13 protein-coding genes are annotated in these 18,418 nt (G+C 34.0%); 7 read left to right on the top strand and 6 right to left on the bottom strand.

Going from position 1 to position 18,418, the window contains the following annotated elements; translation table 11 throughout:
* Positions 1–26: 26 nt before the first annotated feature.
* Entirely contained in the window at positions 27–1,055 is a 1,029-nt protein-coding gene (locus tag ACODST_RS12980) for a sensor histidine kinase (RefSeq protein ID WP_488932537.1), read from the bottom strand.
* An 18-nt stretch (positions 1,056–1,073) separates the two neighbouring features.
* Complete coding sequence (locus ACODST_RS12975) at positions 1,074–3,485, bottom strand: TonB-dependent receptor domain-containing protein (RefSeq protein ID WP_488932536.1); 2,412 nt, start codon at positions 3,483–3,485, stop codon at positions 1,074–1,076.
* 350 nt (positions 3,486–3,835) lie between these two features.
* On the opposite strand from ACODST_RS12975, the gene ACODST_RS12970 reads away from it, so the two are divergent.
* From ACODST_RS12970 to ACODST_RS12955, 4 genes are all read left to right on the top strand, one after another.
* The gene (locus ACODST_RS12970) at positions 3,836–4,672 is read left to right on the top strand and encodes an SMP-30/gluconolactonase/LRE family protein (protein WP_488932535.1); all 837 of its coding nucleotides are present in this window, start codon (positions 3,836–3,838) and stop codon (positions 4,670–4,672) included.
* Positions 4,673–4,961: 289 nt separating this feature from the next.
* Positions 4,962–5,480: a hypothetical protein gene (locus ACODST_RS12965; RefSeq protein ID WP_488932534.1), complete on the top strand. Its 519-nt coding sequence runs from the start codon at positions 4,962–4,964 to the stop codon at positions 5,478–5,480.
* A gap of 270 nt (positions 5,481–5,750) precedes the next feature.
* Positions 5,751–6,719, top strand: a complete 969-nt coding sequence (locus ACODST_RS12960) for an endo alpha-1,4 polygalactosaminidase (protein ID WP_488932533.1) — start codon at positions 5,751–5,753, stop codon at positions 6,717–6,719.
* Between the two features lie 622 nt (positions 6,720–7,341).
* The gene (locus ACODST_RS12955) at positions 7,342–8,643 is read left to right on the top strand and encodes a hypothetical protein (protein WP_488932532.1); all 1,302 of its coding nucleotides are present in this window, start codon (positions 7,342–7,344) and stop codon (positions 8,641–8,643) included.
* A gap of 363 nt (positions 8,644–9,006) precedes the next feature.
* On the opposite strand, the gene ACODST_RS12950 is transcribed toward ACODST_RS12955, so the two are convergent.
* Positions 9,007–9,417, bottom strand: coding sequence for a ribonuclease E inhibitor RraB (locus ACODST_RS12950; protein ID WP_488932531.1), 411 nt, complete (start codon positions 9,415–9,417; stop codon positions 9,007–9,009).
* 402 nt (positions 9,418–9,819) lie between these two features.
* Between ACODST_RS12950 and ACODST_RS12945 the strand changes: the two genes are divergently transcribed.
* Positions 9,820–10,401: a hypothetical protein gene (locus tag ACODST_RS12945; RefSeq protein WP_488932530.1), complete on the top strand. Its 582-nt coding sequence runs from the start codon at positions 9,820–9,822 to the stop codon at positions 10,399–10,401.
* Here the strand turns inward: ACODST_RS12945 and ACODST_RS12940 are convergent.
* The gene (locus tag ACODST_RS12940) at positions 10,398–11,615 is read right to left on the bottom strand and encodes a helix-turn-helix domain-containing protein (RefSeq protein ID WP_488932529.1); all 1,218 of its coding nucleotides are present in this window, start codon (positions 11,613–11,615) and stop codon (positions 10,398–10,400) included. The genes ACODST_RS12945 and ACODST_RS12940 overlap by 4 nt on opposite strands.
* A gap of 219 nt (positions 11,616–11,834) precedes the next feature.
* Here ACODST_RS12940 and ACODST_RS12935 point away from each other — a divergent pair, with 219 nt between their 5' ends.
* On the top strand, positions 11,835–14,738 hold the full coding sequence (locus tag ACODST_RS12935; RefSeq protein ID WP_488932528.1) for a TonB-dependent receptor: 2,904 nt from the start codon (positions 11,835–11,837) through the stop codon (positions 14,736–14,738).
* A gap of 27 nt (positions 14,739–14,765) precedes the next feature.
* Positions 14,766–15,581, top strand: a complete 816-nt coding sequence (locus ACODST_RS12930; RefSeq protein ID WP_488932527.1) for a tyrosine-protein phosphatase — start codon at positions 14,766–14,768, stop codon at positions 15,579–15,581.
* A 64-nt stretch (positions 15,582–15,645) separates the two neighbouring features.
* On the opposite strand, the gene ACODST_RS12925 is transcribed toward ACODST_RS12930, so the two are convergent.
* Positions 15,646–15,834: a hypothetical protein gene (locus ACODST_RS12925; RefSeq protein ID WP_488932526.1), complete on the bottom strand. Its 189-nt coding sequence runs from the start codon at positions 15,832–15,834 to the stop codon at positions 15,646–15,648.
* A 299-nt stretch (positions 15,835–16,133) separates the two neighbouring features.
* On the bottom strand, positions 16,134–18,152 hold the full coding sequence (gene ppk1, locus ACODST_RS12920; RefSeq protein WP_488932525.1) for a polyphosphate kinase 1: 2,019 nt from the start codon (positions 18,150–18,152) through the stop codon (positions 16,134–16,136).
* Positions 18,153–18,418 lie beyond the last annotated feature (266 nt).

The raw sequence follows: 18,418 nt of genomic DNA, 5'->3' as shown, positions 1-18,418 counted from the left end.
TAATCAAAAATTAACTTAGATTTCTATTATTTAACAGGCAGTTTAAGAATCACTTTAAAAAAATCATCACCCGTATTTACTATCATCCGGTATTTTTCAGGATACAGTAGTTCAAGTCTGCGTTTTAAGTTACTGAGCCCTATACCGCTGTCTTTTAAACCAGAAGAAACCACTGTATCAGAAACTGAATTTGTTAATTCAAAATATACCTGATCATCGTTAAGTTTTAATGCAAGGGTTATCTTATATTCTCCTGAAACATATTTAAATGCATTTTCTAAAAGCGGCTGAAATAGCAAAGGAGCTATTCGCTGGTCTTTTAAAGCATTATCTATATCAACGTCTACTTTCAGTTTATCCGTTTTTCTGAGCTGCTGAAAGGCAATATAGGAACGTAAATAATTTATTTCCTGATAAAATGCGACTTCCTGATTTACATCATAAAGCTGGTAACGGAGTAATTCTGATAAATATTCAATACTTTTTTTTGCTTCAGCATTTTTTTCATCTACCTGAAAATAAATAGTATTCAGGGCATTAAAAAGAAAGTGAGGATGATACTGGGATTTCAAAAATTCAAGTTCTGCCTCCTTTTTCTCTGCTTTCAATTTCTCCAGGGCCAGATGTTTTTCATTTACCTGTTTTTCTGCAAGATAACCGCGGATCAATGTATAAAAGATAAGCAGCAGCGGTACATAAACAACATTAATCAGCATATAGTCTATCCAGCCAGACCCCATAAACAATACTCCTATCTCCTGCCCTACTTTCAGCAGAATGTTCAGCCAGACAATTATTTCAAAAAAAACAAAAAAATAATCCCTTTGTATGCTTCCCGCTGTACCGGTTTTGAGAATCCTGCCTCTCCAGCCATAATTACACAAATAACAGATCGATACAGAGAGCAGCAAAGCTGTTAGATGCAGTTTCAGCTCGCCCTCCCAGAAAATACCATGATGAGTAAGATCCGTAACTGCCCGTAGGACATTATACATTAGTATCCCCCAGACAGCGGGATAAATCCATTCAATTGCTATTTTTTTGCTTTCTTTCATTTTTCAGGTTCTAATTTACTAATTGATACGTTTACTTTCTTCCATATTTTCAATTCTTCGTATCGTTTTTGAAGAAGTCCCGGAATCAAATCGCCATGAAAGACTGATTCCTGCCATACGGCTGTCCCTGCGCTCTTTGTAAAATCCTGCAATTACGCTGTTATACAAACTGATATTTGGGCGACTGGTTAAAAAAATATCATTAAAATACACATAACAGCTCAGCTTTTTCTCAAAAAAACTTCTTCGTACTCCTAATGATACAGAACCAATTGAACCTATTTTGGCCTGACCTTCAGCCATCTCACCATTATAATATCCTGTTGCTTCAACAGCCCATTCGTTGTGGAGAAAAAACTGATTATTAAACTGAAATGCCGGACTCCAAAGATTATTATCATATAAAATCCCCATTTCCCTCCAGTGAAATTCCTTATAAGCCAATGAACCATTAATGTGTAATGTCCACCAGGTTGTCGGCTTGATGTTGTTAAGACCTGCTCTCATTCCCAATGCATAACTCTGCTTTAAGTTTAAAGGCATTACAACGGTAACATCATTTTCCGGTTCAGTAAGATAACTTTTTGTGATAGGATTTTTGCGAGTAGTGTAAAAAACACTCAATGCATACTGCGATTTTACTATCCAGGAAACTTCTATATTATTTACCAGCTCCGGTCTTAAAGTCGTGTTTCCTCTTTCCTGAAGATAACGGTCATTTACTTCTGTGAAAGGATTGAGATCCCTGTAATTTGGACGGACAATGCGTCTTCCATACTGAAATGCAAGCGTATGCTTATCTGAAATTACATAATTTGCCGAAAGAGACGGAAAAAGCTGTCTGTAATTCGTAACAAGTGTCGAATCACGATTTCCTGCGGCATAACGCGCTTCAGTTTCTGTTAACTCTAAACGAAGTCCGGCTTCTGTGGAAAATCGTTCTGACCATCTCTGACCTGACTGCAGATAGGCTGCCGATATATTTTCTTTGTAATAAAAACGGCTGCTTAGTTTTTCATCCTGAACCCATTGACCTGAATACATCGAATTATATAATGCATTATTAGCAATAGTAATTGAAGAGAATTTGATCCCTGAATTAAAGGTATATTTGTCTGATATATCATAACCTATACCAGACTGAAAATTCGTGATTTTGATATTTCCTCCCATTTTTCCCTGAAGACGGTTTTCAGTATCAGGCTCTGGTGATGGAATCGTTCTGCTTTTCTGATCCAGTTCTTCGTTCTGTTCGAAAACAAGAAAATTAAATATATTTTCCCATTTTATTCTTGGGCTGAATTTATACAAAAGGCTCATTCCGCCGCCTGTGTTGTTATGACGGGACTGCTGACTGTTTGCAGTATAAAGTGAAAATTCTTTGGAATCCGGGCCTTGAAATAATTCAGATACTGCGTTTTCATTTTTATTTCTTCCAAACCAGTTTCCAAAAACATCCGTATTTAATGTCAGATTTTCTGAAAACTGGTATTGAAAGCCCGTTTTAAAATAGTGTGAATGGGACTTAAATTTTCTGTAAGCATCCATATTCAAAATTGCTGCATCCGTTTTAGCTTGTAGATATTCACGTGATGAATTGACTAACATGAAATCTACTCCACTGTTAAATGAATAGTTGGTGTAAAACGTATATTTTTTTTCATGAAACTGCAGGGTGACGTTTTGATTCTGTCTGGTGTACTTTCCCCCTTCTGTATTGGATGAAAGATTAAGGTTCAATCCTCTATCCGTTCTTTGTTTACTCTTAATATTTATAAATCCGCTGGTTCCTCCCGCATCAAACTGGGCTGAAGGATGTGAAACCATTTCTATTTTATCAACCGCACTGCCTGGCATAGAGCGAAGCAGATTCAATAAATTCTCCCCGGTTAAATACGTTAGTTTTCCATCTATCATTACATTTGCTCCGGCTTTTCCGTTCAGAAGGACTGTTCCATCATTCAAAATCATTACTCCCGGAATTTTTCCAAGTGCATTTAAAAGCGAACCATCTGATCCTATGGAAACAGCCGAAAGCGTAACAGTCGTTTTACCAGGCTCTGTTTTAAAGGCAGACCGTTTTGTTTTAATAACAACTCCACTCATTTCTACTGGCTCCATTTCCATAGCAATTTCAGGTATATTCAAGTCTTCTAAAACCACTTTTATGTCGATAGTCTTCTTCTCATAACCTATGAGTGAAAACAACAACTGATAACTTCCCAATTTTACATTTTCTATTTCGTAAAACCCATCCTTATCTGTTTCTGCTGTGGTTACATAACTGGAGTCTTCTTTAAGAACTATAACACTCACTCCGGAAAGCGGCTGTAAACTATAAGTTACTTTTCCGTAAATTTTTTTCTGTGCCTGCAATCCCAGTGATATTGTAAATAATGTCATATACACCATGAATCTTTGTACCTTCATTTTTATTTTTTTTATATTATTGAAGGCAAATCTATCTGGACAATACCCCATTAAGAAACTTTATTGACGAATGGATAAAATTGCCTGATGAATAGGCAGGAAATAAAAATCTGCATCAAAACAATATTAAAACCTTATTGCCATCTAACATTTTAAAAGTGGTTATATTTAGTTATTGCAGCTTCCTTGATAACAAATTACTTTTACAAACAGGATGTCACAGGATTAACAAAGTCATCTCATTTTCTTTCTTAAGGAATAGTCTGTTTTCCATTAGGAATACCAAAACTTAGTGTCGTGCATCACAACCTGAAATCAAAATTTAATACAACCATTTTGAAGATCAAATAATGAAAAAAACAACTCTTATTTTATTTGCAACATTCGTTTCTACTATAACTTTTAGTCAGAACATTACAAAAGTATGGGAGTCCGATTCTCTTTTCTTAAAACCTGAATCGGCACTTTACGACTCTTCAAAAAAGATGCTGTACATCTCAAATATAAACGGCGAATATCTTGCAAAAGATGGCAATGGATTTATTTCCAAACTTAAAACAAATGGCAAAATAGAAGTTTTAAAATGGGTTGATGGATTGGATAATCCTCAGGGAATGGGATTGTATAAGAAAAAATTATATGTTGCTGATATTAACAGAGTGGTTCAGATAAATACAGAGACCGCTAAAATAGAAAAAGTGTATCCTGTAGATAATGCTGTATTTCTTAACGACATAGCAGCCGATACCAATGGAGATATTTACGTTTCTGACTGCTTTGGGAATAAGGTTTATAAACTGTCAGACGGAAAAATAAATGTCTGGACTGAATCAGGTTTTCTTTCTAAGCCAAATGGATTGTTATGCACTAAAGAGGATCTCTTAGTCCTGAATATGGAAAGTAAAACGGCTTTCGCCATAAACAAACTAACCAAAAAATATCGTCAGATTTTTAGCGGAATTGACAATCTTGATGGTATTGTCAGTAGTGGTAAAAATGGGTATATCGTTTCCGGGGCCTGGCAGGGACAACTCTTTACTATTGATGCGGAAGGAAATAAAAAATTGATCATTGATTTGGGAAAAGAAAAAATCATTACAGCTGACATTGAATACATTGCAAAGGATAATTTACTAATTGTACCCACTTTATATAAAACCGTATTAGGATTTCGACTGTCAAATTAAGAGATATTAAACTTGATTAATCATGGAATAATAAACTTAAGCTAATGTTGAAAAAAAAATGATATACACCTAATTCAAAAAAAGACCTGACTTCTTAACTTAAAATAAATAAAGTAAAAAAATAGTAAGTCTCAAATTGAAAAATTAATTCCGCATAGAAATCCTTTTTTTATTCTTAAATATTAAAAAAATAGCGATCACTAAAAAATTACCCAAAGTCAATTTTATTTCACTTTCTACTCATTAGTTTTGACAGTATCTAAAAATGTACCACCTAATAACTAATCCCATGAGAAAAATCACTGTCATTACTGCATTAATTATTTGTTTCTCTACGACATATTCTACAAATGCTCAGGAAAATTCACAACAGCTTGTCGAGGACTTTCTAAAAATGGCAGGAAACTGGAAGGGGAGCTTAACTTATCTGGATTACTCTTCTGGAAAACCTTATACAATGTCAGCCGACATTGAAATTAAAAGAATTAACAATACCAACGAATTTACATTCATTAATACTTATCCTAAAGAAAAAAGCGCCAACTCAACTCAAACTATCACCATTTCACAAGATGGAAAATACATTGGAAAAGAACAATTAGTATCAAGGACAGAACTTACAGATGGTCAAATACAGATTGTTACTCAAAGACAGGGAAAAGACGGCAATGATAATAAGGAAGCCTTGATAAAACAAACTTATACAATAGGTAAAACTGAATTTTCTATACGCAAAGAAGTCTTATTTGAAGAAAACAACAAATGGATAAAGAGACATGAATATGTATATTTAAAAACCGAAAAATAAATCATTTATAGTCAGCAATTAAGAACTATTTATCGTTTTATATTAAATCGGTATAATTTAATTAAAGGCCGCATCGCTGAAAGGATTATAAAAGGTAGTGTCTCACTAACTGTAATTAAAAATAATGGGGTTTTAAAACCCCATTATTTTTTTCTTTAACTTTAAAATTTACACAGTCTTATGAAAAAAGAAGATTTAATTATTTACGGAATACTTTTTCAAATTTCACTGCGTTCTTTCAATAAATCAATCTAAATCATGAAAAGTAAAATGCTTCTATTAATATTATCTCTATTAACATTATCCTGCACCAATGATCAGGATGACCAAAATCCTGATAATGAAACGGGATACAAAGAGAAAATGCGGGAATTTGTTATTGGCATCAGTAAATATGCGAAATCACAGAACTCTAATTTTATTATTATTCCGCAGAACGGGATAGAACTTGTTTCTTCGAATGGCGATGCGTCGGGATCAAATCATCAATCTTATCTTGATGCTATTGACGGCAATGGTCAGGAAGATTTATTTTTTGGCTACAACGACGATGATACCCCTACTCCTGCAGCGGATAATCAATATCTGAAATCACTTCTTGATAAGTCGAAAAATGCAGGAAAAACAATTCTTGCAGTTGACTATTGTTCTACGCCTTCAAATGTTACTTCATCTTACAATCAAAATAGCAATGCAGGATACATTTCTTTTGCGGCAGATAAAAGAGAATTAAATTCCATTCCGGGGTTTCCCAGCGTTATTCATAATGAAAATTCAGCCGTGATAAAAAAACTGTCTGAAATTAAGAATTTCCTATACCTGATAAATCCATCGAATTTCAGCACCAAAACAGCATTCATTAACGCTGTTACCGCTACTAACTATGATCTTTTAATTATGGATTTATTTTTTACGGATGGCAGCAGCTTTAATGCAGAGGAAATAAATCAGCTTAGAAATAAAGCTAATGGCGGTAAGAGATTACTAATTTGTTATATGTCAATTGGTGAAGCAGAGGATTATCGATATTACTGGCAATCAGGCTGGACCTCAAATAAACCGGAATGGCTTGACGCAGAAAACCCGGCCTGGAAAGGAAATTACAAAGTAAAATACTGGAATAAAGACTGGCAGAATGTTGTTTACGGCAGCAGCAGTTCGTATACACAAAAAGTTATCGATGCAGGTTTTGACGGCGTATATTTGGATATCATTGATGCTTTTGAATTTTATGAGTAACCAAATTTGATTTACATTATACATAAAATACTTTCTATTGCAAAAGTAGAAACGTTAGATTACTTACACTCTCCTTTAATACGTCTTAAAATGTATTGCAGGATGTAACACATTTGTTACTAATGAACTAAAAACTCTGTTGTAATAAAACCGGCCGAATTAAGATTCCAACAGAAAAAGCAATAGGCGAAACCTCCCTAAAATGGTTTCTTTTTTTAAGGTATTGCTATTTTTCTATTGACAGTTTTATTTAAGGTTTATAAGATTGTAAATACTACTATTTTTGATACTATTCTTCTCCCTTACTTACTGTAAAACACTCATTACAAGTACAATAATACCAGATATTTCAATAATTCATAAAATTAAATTAGTAAACAGGTAATTCTACGGTATTGGAATAAAACCAATTATAATACTTTAGTAACCCGATTTAATAATCGCCAGTTTAATAATTTTAATAGAGTATTTCCTTTCAAAAGAGTAAGAAACCAGCCTTCGTATAAAAAAAACAAGAAAGTGGAACCAGAATCCACTAAAAAAAGGACTGTTCGAATTCAGAAATTTTACGGGAGGCGGTAACCGAAAAGCCATACGAGTAGGAAAATAAACACCAGACATCATGGATTACAATATTCAACTTTACGAAAGACTATATTCTAAGATTGCAAGAATTTTTGAAGCAAAAATGCCATTTACGGAAATGACACACAGTGAGACTATTTTATCTGTATTCAACCCCGGCCAATATATCCCGACAGGTTTAAGCCCGGAAACAAAACCTGAAGATAATAGGCTGGTATCACAAATATTTGATACCGCTTCCCAATTCAATACCACCTATTCTCCCGTTGCCCTGCCCGTTTCTAAAGCTTATAAAAACATATTGGATTACAAAATTTTTCCTTTAGCCAACATTACTCCGGCAGAACAGGCAAAGCTTGGTCATGCTATTGAAAGCTATAATTCATTAAAAGAACCCTGTGACGAAGCTATGTACAACTATTTTGATGCTTCAGATACTTTAAATGAAGCCGTCATTTCCTATGAGAATGACCCAGCAAGACCAAAGCCATCTCCAAGATTAAAATCTCAGGAACGGGCTGCTGATTTAAAATGGATTGCCATCGGAAAAGTACAGCAACAAACAAACATTGCCATTATACAACAATATCAGGACAAAGAAGGTGCCGCATTTTGGCATAACCTTCATAACAGGTTTGAGGACAACCAGATAACGCTTGGTAATGGAACTCAATTTGTTCCTGTTTATTCTGCTCCATCTTATAACAGATGGCATAGGGACGAAGGCTGGATAAGGTTTGAATTCAACCAAAAAGATTTTGATAATCAAAGGCTATCTGCTGGTATTATTGCAGCAAGTAACCTTAATTCTGATTACGGTATTATATCCATCAACGGGGAAGGCTCTTATGAAGAAGACAGAGGTTATACTAAAATACAGGAAACCAATTTAACTTTCAGGTGTGAATTAAAGCGAGTGACTTTGGTAAGGCCCTGGATGGATCCCTTGGTCTTTAACAGCAGGGCCTGGAAGTTTTCAAAGAACGCTCCGGCGACTGAATATTCATCCGGAGGAAGCATTGTCCAGGGTGTAAAGCCCGCAGGCCCGTTTGTATCCTTTCCAACTACCTATATTCTTGCCAGAAATGTTGAAATTATTGGAGTTCTGCCAAATGCTCTCGAAGAAAAACTCACGAGGAATGTAGAAGCGTCAGCAGCAGTGGGTATCGGTCCATTTAGTATTTCAGGGAGAGTCAGCAATGGAAAAACTGAAGAAAAGATCAAAGGTACTATTGCTAAAAACTCGATAAAGATTGACAACATTCAAATTATTGCATCCAGTAGTCAGATACTGCCTAAATTACCCAATCCGGATCCTAATCTGCCTTGGCCAGAATAATTATAAAAAAAGAAAAGACGACCAGCTGGTCGTCTTTTCTTTTTAAAATTTTTCCGGAACACAAATACTAAAACAAGTTATTTATAATACTAAAATTAGTCCAGCAGAATGATGCATCAAATATGTTAGTATAGGCTTCAAAAATTTATTTTTGAGCAATAGCAAACAACTGATCAGAACCAATTACAGATAAAGTTAGCGCACAGAAAAAACTATCCTATACAACCACTTTTATTAGTTCTGGAAGATCATTCTTAACATTGAGCAATGTTTTTCCATTTCGAATTGTACTTTCTTTTTTTAATGATTTATATATAAGTTGTTAATCACAATATGAACAGAACTTAGAATACCTTCAATATCCTATTTAATATAAGATTCTGCAACAATTTCCCAACTGTCGAAATTGGAGTCATGCTTATATCCCGTTTCGCACATTTCTGCGACCCATTTGCTTAAAGATTCATGCATCATTCGAACCTCTGTTGTTCTTCCTGAAATTACAAAAATGTTTTTATCATGAGGAGCTATCCCGTAATTCACTATATAGCCAATATTTTTCATTTCTACTTCCAATGCCTCGGCTTTTAGAAGTGAGTCCGAATAGAAAAGATAATCAATTTTCAATTCATCTTCCTCTTCAATCCCAGAGTCTCGAAGACTTACCAGAGATTCTGTAGCAAGCCTGTAATGCTTGACTAAATTGGCATTAAAATCATTTTTTGAAACTAATTTTTTCTCTTTTTTAGGCTTTAGGAATTTTAAAATACTCATTTTACAGCTTAATGTTTTAATTACTTTTAACAAACATATATAAATATTATATCACAATAAAGCTGGTAATAAAAACTTAACATTGAATATTTTAGCATTAAAATAACTGACTCAGACAAGTCTTTTTTGGGTTACTTTATTTAATGGTTACTAAAACATAAACTTTGCAAAAGCTGTAATTCAATTCTTAAATGGGTTCATAAAATAAATTGTTGATCCTGTTTTAAAAATAAATAATTTCCATATACCCTGTAAAAACAAGGCTAAACAACAAAACGTTTATTTTCCTGAAGACAAACCTCCTTATAAATACCTGTATTTCAATTTTTTATTTAACTTTAACATCCCCGTCTAAACTCAGATTTATAATCTGTACAGCCTGACCATCTAAATTTTTAAGATATGAAGTGGTTTGTCAATTTAGGAATGCAATTTAAAAGTAAGTTTTCAGAGCAAAATCCTCAACAAAATACAGCCGATTTTGAAAAAGGAAGAGAGCTTTATCTTTCCAGCAGGTTTGATGAAGCTTTGTATCATCTGGATAATGCAGTAAACATTGGATTTAACAGTACTGTTTATGAACTGAGAGCAAAATGTTTTCAAAAACTCAATTATCACTATAAAGCTATTGATGATTTAGATCAAATAATTGAAGACAATCCACTAGAGTTTTCTTATTACTACAGCAGGTCAATTTCAAAAAATGCTTTATACGATATCAGCGGGCAGATTGAAGATCTTCAAAACTGTATTTATTACTATAAGAAAAATAAAAACATCGAAAATAGTATCTTGAAAAATCTCGAAACCGATTTACTAAAGGCTGGAAATTATGTCGACGACATAAAGAACAAGATTGCTGTAATTCATAATGTTTCGTATTCAGAAATAAAAAACCTCATAAATGACTGTCTATTTCAGATAAAAAGAATACGAATTAAAACCAGAAGATTTAAAACAGTAAAAATGAGAAAGTCTGTTTAAGAAGCTAAAGCATCAACAGTAATTAAGCTTATATATTCTCTTGGAGTGTGTGACGTAATTTCTTTAAAATATCTGTTGAATGATGATTTAGAATTGAAACCGGCTTCGTAAGCAAGATCAAGAATATTAATACTGTGTTTGTTTTCAGATAAGACTTTCAATTTAACTTTTATATATTCAATTCTATACTCGTTAACAAAGGTATAGAACGGCTTGTTTACAAAATGATTTAATGTTTCACTGATATGGTACTTATTCAAATTGGTAAGCTTCGCCAATTTGTCTAAGGTAAGATCACTCTCCATATAGTATCTTTCATTTTCCATAGCTTTTTCGAGTTTTAAAAGTATTTTAAACATTTCGCTCTGGCTTAGTATTTCTCTTCTTTTTTGAATCTGTAAAGGACTTACCTTATTCATAGTCTCAGCAGCTTCCAAATTATTGATTACAGAATTCTTTTCTTCAGTCCTTTCATTATTAACTGAATTATTTACAGCTACTTGTTCAAAATTAGCCACGGGCATAAGTGTATTGCTGTTAGCACTATGTAAAGTTGTATCAATTGCAGCAGCATACTTATAGGTTATAATTCTTACAGTAATTATAATAAGCATCGTATAAATAATGCTTCGGCTTAAATAGTTTAAAGACAACATAGAAGAACTGAAAATCAAAAACAAAACACTAAGCAGTCCTATTCCTAAAAAAATTGAAGCAAGCTGTACAATCAATTTTTTTTCCTGACTATTTCTCGGCAGTTTATTTATAGCCAGATATATAATTCCTAATGAAAAAATAATATCCAGCGGTAACAGTGTATAAAGACTGATAGTATTATACCAGTACAAAACTAAATAGGCATTCGGAGATGTAACTGTTAAAACACATACAGTCGAGAAATAGCCTATTGTACCAATAATAAACGGAATAAAAAGATACCATTTCGAAGCTGTCACCAGCTCAGGCCGTATAGTTTTTAAAGTGTACAGATATAATAAAGGAATATAACAGAAACCGATAAAGGTGTTCATCATATTAAGTACCTGCTGATCTTCTACGAAAGTGAAAATGAAGAATTTTATAGAAAGGTGAATTCCTATGCAGAGAACTAAGGACATTAATAAATCATCGGCATTTTTTTTATACCTGCTTCTTAAAAGTAATACGACAGCTAAAAGCGCCTGAAATATTCCAATGGCAATTATATATTTCATCCTAAAATCTTTGTGCTAAAATACCATGAGGCTGTTAAATTAATGTTTAGCAATTGCAAAATAATTGATTAATAACAATTTAATAACAAACAATAAATCATTAATAATCAAAAGATTAAACAAACAACAAAAGTTTGGCACTTCCCAAAAGTAGTTCTAGTTCGACAAAGTCGTTTCATAGTTTAAATCGCAGCAATCTTTGCAAAAAAACTATAAAACATGACACCTAAAATTATTTTAAAATCATTGTTGAAGAAAGAAAAGATATTCAAAAAAGCTCTTTTCACAGTGCTTATCGCTGTAGGTTCAATACTAACAACTAATGCACAAACCATAAAAGGGGTTGTTACCAGCGATGCCGGAACACTGCCTACTGCAAATGTTACCGGAAAAACCTTTACTAATTCGGCAGTTTCAGATTTACAAGGCGCTTTTACAATTACTGCTCCTTCTGAAGGAGAAGCTGTAATCGAAATAAGTTACATTGGTTTTGAGACCAAATCAATCACTATAAACCTGGTAAAGGGAATCAATGATCTTGGATTAATCCAAATGATACCGGACGGTTCTGCTTCCCTTAAAGAAATTGTTGTAAAAGGTACTATGGCGCCTTCTCAGGCCAAAGCCTACAGTATCAAGAAAAACTCGCTGGCAATTATGGATGTAATGGCCGCAGATGCGATTGGAAAACTTCCGGATCGTAATGCAGCTGAAGCGGTGCAGCGTATGCAGGGTGTAGCTGTTGCCCGTTATCACGGAGAGGCCGATCAGGCAACGGTAAGAGGTACTCCTTTTGCATGGACTTCTACTTTATTTAACGGAAATCGTCTTCCGAGTTCAAACGTGATGGGAAATCGTTCATCGGTTTTAGATGCAGTTCCTTCAGAAATGATACAGTATGTACAGGTTTCAAAAGCAATTACTCCCGATATGGAAGGAGATGCAATTGGTGGTTCTATCAATTTCATCACGCGAACTGCACCATCAAAACGTATACTAAATGTCAGCGCTGCCGGTGGATATAATACTTTCAGTGAAAATGGTACTTATAACGGTTCTGTCACTTACGGAGATCGATTTTTTAATAACAAACTGGGAGTGATTGTTTCGGGAGCAATCTGGAGCAGACAATGGGGTTCTGACGAATTTGCTGCTACTTATAATACAGGAGCAGCTGTAGTCGAACAGAAAAAATCACTCAATACAGTACTTTTTAAACGTTACATGGGAGAACGCGAAACTAAAGGCCTGAATGTAGGAGCTGAATATAAATTGACACCATCTGATAAAATATTCTTTAGAGGAATGGCTAATAAGTTTGACGATATTCGTCCTGTTTATGAATCTTATATCGATTATACCAATTCTCGTTTTCAATACAATTACAGATATTCTCATTATCAGACAGCCTTAAACGGTTTTGAAGCTGGCGGAGAACATCAGATGAGCGAAAAATTCAAACTGGACTGGAGTTACAGCAATCATAAATCGGAATATTATTTGGATACTCCTCCAACTTCAGGTAATAAAGGACTTCCTATTGCAACTTTTCGTCAGAGAATTACAGGAGGTTTCAACGATCTTTCAAACGACGGAAAGCGTTACTGGGGATTTGATTCTCCAAACGGAGTTGGCGGCACAGTAGATCATTTTGAAACCGGTATTGCAAATCCTGCTGAAGTAATGGATCCGACAAAACTGCTGTTAAATCAGTTGGTAATTGCACAGCTTGATAATAGTGAAAGAGACCAGATTGCACAGGTGAATTTAAAGGTTGAAGCAACTTCTAAAGTGAATTTAAAGTTTGGCGCTAAATACCGTCACAAAGACAGAACAAACAGTTATGGCTCTAATTATGTATATCTTCCGGGAGCAGCCGTTGGAATTCCAAACTCACCTGCTTTAGTACCGCTTGCGTCACTGCAAACCACAAATTTCCCAAGCGGAAGTAAATTTTTCGGAAACATGAACGGCGATTTCAGCCAGTTCATTGTAAATCCATTGACAAAAAATCAATTGTTTGATATGTACGGACAATCTTTCCAAACCGCAAACGGATTTATGGATTTTACTTCCAAAACAAATGCTACTGCTTTCTATACAGGCGATGAAGACGTAATTGCCGGATATATAATGGCTGAAATTGATGCCACAGATAAATTAAAAATTGTTGGAGGTGTGCGCAATGAATACACTGCTATGACTTTGAACGGAACAAAAGCGACTACAGAAGGAACTCCTGCTGTAATTACATTAAGCCCTTCTATGGTAGAAAACAATTACACTTCGTTTCTTCCAATGCTTCATTTAAAATATCAGTTAACCGAAAAATCAAATCTTCGTGCTGCTTATACACGCACGTTTGTACGTCCGAATTTTGGCGATATGACTCCCGGAAGCTCGACCAATACAACCGCATCTCCTAATACGATTACGCAGGGAAATCCGGATCTGAAACCAACTTTCAGTAACAATTTCGATGTAATGGGAGAATACTACTTTGATAATGTTGGAATTCTTTCCGGTGGTGCATTTTACAAAAACATTACAGATGTCGTATTTACGGATGTAAGTATGCAGAATATCGACGGAAATGATTATCTGGTTACTCAGGCAAAAAACTTAAACAAAGCTTCTCTAATTGGATTTGAGGCTGGAATCAATAAACGATTTGATTTCCTAAATGGCTTCTGGAGCGGATTTGGAGTTGAATTCAACTACACCTTTTTAGATTCAAAAACGGAAGTTCCCCGTGTTAGCGGAACTACGACGGTAAATGATAAAACAAGTCTTCCAAACCAATCTAAAAACTTATTTAATGCGATCCTTTTCTACGAAAGAAATGGGGTAATGGTTCGTCTTGCCGGAAACTACCGCGGTAATTCTGTAGAAACCATAAATCAGCAGCTAGGTCCTGATTATTACATCTGGTCAGATTCTAATTTCACTATTGATGCTTCAGCAACTGTTAATATCAATAAAAGACTTAAGGTATTTATCGAACTGAACAATTTAAGCGATTCTCCTGTAAAAATGTATATGGGAGATAATAAAAAACGTGTCACTTCTCAGGAATGGTATGGAAGCCGCGGACAGGCAGGTTTACGCTACGACATCTTTTAAAAACAAATAATTTAATTCAATATAAAAATGAGAAAAACAATAATTATAGCTGCAATTCTGGTTCAGACATTGGCAAACGCTCAGCTAACAGACAGTATAAAAAGATTGGTTCCGGTAAAAGGAGCATTAAATTTCAGAGATGTGGGCGGATACAAAACTACAGATGGAAAAGAAGTTGTCTGGGGAAAAGTATACAGAAGTGCCGGCATTGATAAACTGACACCGGAAGACATCAAACTTTTAGATAAAAAGAAAATCCATACAGTTGTTGATTTTAGGGGTGTTGCCGAATCGAAAGCCGCTCCGGATCGCCTGCCGCAAAACACAGATTATACTTTGAGTCCGGCTGGAAGTGACAGCATTCCAAATGCTGCACAGATGGTTAAACTTTTAAAAGAAGGCGGTTTTCTTGAGAAATTTTATGGTATAGATGCGGTAAAATACAGTGGTGACCGATTCCGCCCTTTGTTTGTAAAACTACTAACTGCTGATAAAAAAGAAGCGGTAATGTACCATTGCACCGGCGGACGCGATCGTACAGGTATGGCCACCGCACTGTTTCTTTATGTTTTACAAGTTCCACAGAATACTATTGAAGAAGATTATGTTGCCTCTAACATTTATCTGAAAAAAATGAATAAAGGAATGATGGCACCTCTCGCCAAAATGAGCGGTATGACTGAAGCCCAGATTGAAAACGAAATGGCACTCAAACCAGAACTTATTCGTTCATTCTTTGGCGGAATTAAAACACAGTACGGAAGCGTAGAAAACTTCCTGCAGCAGGAAATAGGAATTGGACCTAAAGAAATAAATCTCTTAAGAAAAAAATATACTAAATAGTATTTTCAAGTTGTTGTTGATGTTTTTGTAAAAGCGGTTGATTTATTCAATCGCTTTTTTGCATTTAGCTGCTTTTAGCCTCATTAATCATTTCCAAAACAACATCAAGAGCAATCAGGCTCTTTAAACGCGTTCCGCAGCTTAAATAAATCCAGGTCCCCTTGACTTCGTCTGCCGGAAACATACAGGTAATATGATTAATATTGACCGTATACTGTGTAAGGTCATCTGTTCTGAACTGGATTGTTTTCATAGCATAAAGATTGAGGCAGTTAAATTAAATTCTACTCTCAAAATTATCTAATCTATTCTATTTTTATCCACCGGAATATTTAAAACAACATTACAGCTTTTTAAAAAATCTTAAAGAACAATCCACAAAAACTACTCTTCAAAAGTGATAATCGGTTTAATTATTAATAAAATGAAAAATTAAATACTTCGCTGCGATATCTCTTACAGCACTCTGATTTATTAATTTAATATTAGATGAATTTGATAAAACTGTCGCAAAAAAATCCGATCATTTAGATCAGACTTTTCAAAAACAATTTAGGATATTTTATGGGCAGCTGCAATCCAACTGTAAATTTCAGTCTGTGCCCGTCTTGGATTTTCATTATCGTCATTTTCTAATTCACTATTGCCCTGACGGTTTATAATTCTTCTTTTGGTATTATCTTCTAACTGCAGCTGAATTACTTTATTTATTTCTTCAATATGTTTTTCATCGTATATTGGAAATGCCGCTTCTATCCTTCTGTTTAAATTTCGACTTAACATATCTGCAGAAGATAAAAAGATTTTTTCGTGTCCGTTATTTGCAAATTTATATATTCTGGAATGCTCTAAAAACATATCGACAATGCGGTAGATTTTTATGTTTTCTGATACTTTTCTAATTTCTGGCAAAAGCGTGCATATTCCGCGGACTATTAATGTAACTTCTACACCTGCTTTATCAGCTTCAATAAGTTTATCAATAATATCTTTTTCATCCAACCCGTTTACTTTTAAAAATATCGACGCCGGTTTATCTGCTTTTTTATTTTTTATCTCAGTGTCCATTAATTCCAGTAATTTTTCCTTCATATTAAATCCAGCGGCTAAAATATGCTTTGGCTCTGCCCCTTTTTTCTTGGTTTTTAGAAAGGCAAAGATCTTTTTTAAATCATTGGTATACGCCGTTTCTGCTGTAAAAAAACCAAAATCCGAATAGACATTTGCCGTACTTTCATTAAAATTTCCTGTTGACAAATAGCCATAATTTTTTTTATTGCCGTATTTGTCTTTCATCGTAATCATCGCGGCTTTGGCATGCACTTTTAAATTAGGAAGACTTTGAATGATTTTAATACCGGCATTTTTCATTTCTTTAGACCAGTACAAATTATTATGTTCATCGAAACGTGCCTTTACCTCAACAAAAACGGTTACTTTTTTTCCATTCTTTGCTGCACTTATTAAAGCATTTGCAATTAAGGATTGAGAAGAAATACGGTACAACGTAATTTTAATCTCCGTAACATTTTTATTGATTGCGGCCTGATTAAAAAATTGAAGTACGTAATAATACGACTGATAAGGGAAATGCAGTAATTGATTCTGTTTTGTTATGACATCAAAAATCGATGTTTTGTTTTCAAAAGGCAGATGCGGAAGATTTGGATAATATTTTCCCTGCAGCTTTGGTTTAACCGGATTTGGAAATTTGAATAAATCGAAAAAATTATGATGGCTTCCGCCTTTTATCATTTCACTTTTATAAAGTTTGAAGGCTTTTTTACAGATCGAAAAAGAATCGGCATCCATATTAGAATCGTACAAAAATCTTGTGGCCGAACCTCGTTTGCGTTCTTCGATTTTTTCTTCAATTTTGGCTATTAAATCACCTGTATTTTCGTCTTCAATCAGATAATTTTCATCCCGGTTTAATTTTATGGCGTTACACGAAATGATTTTATCTGCCGGAAAAATCAGTGGCAGACATTTTCTGATTATAGTATCGATTGAAATAATATAATGAGTATTTTCCAGGCTTTGCAGCTGTTTAAAACGATCCAGTTTGTCTGACGGAATATTTAAATAAGCAAAATTATAATTGCCTTTGCTGTCTCTTAATTTTACTAAAAAGTATAAACTGCGATTATTTAGAAAATAGGTTTTAGGTTGATTCAACGTGATATAAACAACCTGAATATAAGATAAAATTATACTTTTAAAGTAGTATTCGATTTCCTCTAAATGTTCTGGCAAAAGTTCCTGATATTCATAATATATAATATCATTTAGAGCTAATTCAGTTAAAATTGAATAACTCCATATTTTTCCAAATCTATTTTGCTGTAGATTTACCTCACTTAAAACATCTTGTAAAAGATTGGTGTTTTTCTTATTCTTTTTTTGCAGTTTATATATTTTGACTCTGAAAAACTCATCTAAATTAGAGGAATGAATGGCCAAAAATTTGATTCGGTCATATACTGCATTATTTAAGTCTTCCGCTTCATCCAAAATACAATTATTGAAAGAAAGCCATGAGGTTTCTGAAGGAATAAGATGCTTTTGCACGTTTTATGTTTTGATGGTTAGAACTGAATTAACAATACTAACTTCGTAAATTTACCTCATTAATTTTTCTCTCTTTAATCATAAAATCAAGCAATTAACCAAAAAATAATCAATTGCTAACATTAATCAAATAGTAGACTCTGTAATTTAAAAGCATTTGGAGACAGTTGATACTATTTTTTAGTTCTTCAGAACCATTATAAACTCTATGAAGCAAAAAAGAAATTAAACAGAAATTGAATCTTCAGCTAAATTATAACTTGAAA

The organism is Flavobacterium sp. FG19 (assembly GCF_057809475.1).
This window is presented reverse-complemented; position numbering and strand designations above follow the sequence as displayed.